The following is a 1,692-nucleotide window of genomic DNA, read 5'->3' as shown; positions in this document are numbered from 1 at the left end:
TTGCTGGTATTTATAATTATGAACTTTCTTTGAAGATAAATTAGCGATCGCCTGAGAATTTCGCAAGAGGTCTATTGGAAAATTATTGATTTCTTGAATGATAGAACTCTCAGATCTGCCACTCTTCTTGAGTTCCTGAACTACAGCCTTTGCTAAAGTCTCAACCCCAACCTTTGCAATCATGCTTGAAACGCCTGCAATCAAGGTGAGAGCAACTGCGCCACCAATCATGCCAAAAGGACCACCTAAAAAAGCTAACGAAGTTGTAATTGCTACGGCTCCTGCATAAGAAGAGGTTGCAACAAGCCCAACTAAGACTAAACCAGCAACTCCTAGACCAGCTAACTTATTGACTATCTCATCCATCATAATTAAGTGTTCCGTTAAACTTCAGATTAATTAGACTTTCAAAGCCAAACTGAACTAACTATCTTTCCCTTTACCTCCAAACAGTTTATATATTCCGTATCCAATAGCAGCAGCCGCCGCAACAGGTGCAGCAGCAACTATGGCAGTACCAGCGATCGCACCTCCCCCGACAACGCCACCGATACCAGCAAGGGTGCCCATAATTGCAGCACCAGAAGCACCGCCAGCTACGGTTGCAAGACCGGCACTAGCCACACCAGCAACAGCCCCAATGTTTGTAGCTGTTCTTGCTGCTTCACGAGCATCACGCTCTTCCTTAGACAAGTCCGGTTGATCTTTGAACAAAGTTTCATTCATTATTTTTGCCCCAAGATAAGCTGGCCCCGCTCCTAATACTGCAGGAGCAGCAGCCATGCCACCACCAACCACACCACCTGCTGCGGCTAGGCCTGAAGTAATTCCTGCTCCTGAAGTTGCTGCAACACTCAACCCTGTAGCAGCACTAGCAGCCGCGCCTAGCGCAGCGCCAGATTCTACAACCGCTTTGGCTGTTTTGACTGTATTTCCATCAATGCCCGTAGTTTTTTCTACAACATTTTCTACAACTTCTTCACCTGCTTTACTGGCAAAATTTTCCCAATTCATAAATTAATTTATCCTTTTAATACTTGTTCCATTATCCTTAAGAAATTAAAGGTTCGTCTAGCCCAATAATGTTCTATTTTGCAGCCAATTATCCCTCGATTTCACTCTAACTTTAATCTAATTTTGTACGAAAATGTACGAAAATGTACGAAAATGTTGGCATTTGTGAGCTACAATACACAAAACTCTCGCATCTCCCTGCCAGATGAATTTTAAAGAAATGTTAAATGTCGCCGATCGCATAGTCTTCGAGAAAACGGGTCAGCACCTTGACGATTTACAAGCAGCGGTACTGCTGGGAACTCTACAACGCGAGACATACAAAGAAATAGCAAAAGATTTTAACTGTTCTGAAAGTCGCATCAGGGAAATCGGAGCGGAATTATGGCAGATACTTTCAGAACAGTTAGGAGAAGATGTTAATAAAACAAATTTTCGATCGGCAATGGAGAGGTTGCAAATCTCGATTGTTTCGCATTTTGCACAAGACTGTGTGCAAATAAGTTGCGTTAATTATTGTGGAGAAGCTAGACACCCGCCAAGTATCCCAAACTCACACCCACCAAATCAGGAAACAGCTAACCCAAAACAGACCAAAACTGTATCCCCTCAATATTTCGGGGAAACAGTTATTCAAGCATCCAGGACAAACCAAAAGGATTGAGAACAGATTTTTCA

Annotated in this window: 3 protein-coding genes; 1 reads left to right on the top strand and 2 read right to left on the bottom strand. The window is 43.0% G+C overall.

Annotated elements, in window-relative coordinates:
- Together QUA13_RS32335 and QUA13_RS32330 are read right to left on the bottom strand one after the other, a co-directional pair.
- A partial coding sequence (locus QUA13_RS32335) for a hypothetical protein (protein ID WP_333205165.1) occupies positions 1-369 on the bottom strand: 369 nt, incomplete at its 3' end.
- A gap of 54 nt (positions 370-423) precedes the next feature.
- Entirely contained in the window at positions 424-1,014 is a 591-nt protein-coding gene (locus QUA13_RS32330) for an RNA polymerase subunit sigma-24 (protein ID WP_333205163.1), read from the bottom strand.
- A gap of 205 nt (positions 1,015-1,219) precedes the next feature.
- Here QUA13_RS32330 and QUA13_RS32325 point away from each other — a divergent pair, with 205 nt between their 5' ends.
- Positions 1,220-1,678: a hypothetical protein gene (locus tag QUA13_RS32325; protein WP_333205161.1), complete on the top strand. Its 459-nt coding sequence runs from the start codon at positions 1,220-1,222 to the stop codon at positions 1,676-1,678.
- Positions 1,679-1,692: the final 14 nt, after the last annotated feature.

It is taken from the genome of Microcoleus sp. S28C3 (assembly GCF_036700785.1).
Taxonomy (GTDB): domain Bacteria; phylum Cyanobacteriota; class Cyanobacteriia; order Cyanobacteriales; family Microcoleaceae; genus Microcoleus; species Microcoleus asticus.
The sequence above is the reverse complement of the archived record's forward strand: the minus strand, read 5'-3'. Positions and strand labels throughout refer to the sequence as shown.